A 253-nucleotide genomic window follows, 5' to 3' on the forward strand; every position below is an offset into this window, starting at 1 on the left:
GGCTCCTCCCCGCGGTGGCTGTCGGCGTCGTCGTGACGCTGGTGCTCGTGCTGCGAGAGCTTAACATCCCCCGTGTCCGCGTGGTGGGGAGGCGGGGGGGCGCTCTCGGGCTGGAGCCCGAGCGGGGACTCTACACGGCGAATGCGCTCGCCAATCAGCGGCTCATCGTGCAGTCCGTCGCCGCGCAGGCCGTGCCGGTGCGGACGCTCGTGCTCGGGCTGCCGCAGCTGGTGGTGATGTCCATCACGGTGCT

1 pseudogene is annotated in these 253 nt (G+C 71.5%); it reads left to right on the plus strand.

Annotation, left to right across the window (positions count from 1 at the left end):
• Nucleotides 1-253: pseudogene (locus KVS71_RS17940) on the plus strand (sulfate transporter); the annotation flags it as partial.

The organism is Microbacterium sp. GbtcB4 (assembly GCF_019091465.1).
Lineage (GTDB): Bacteria > Actinomycetota > Actinomycetes > Actinomycetales > Microbacteriaceae > Microbacterium > Microbacterium paraoxydans.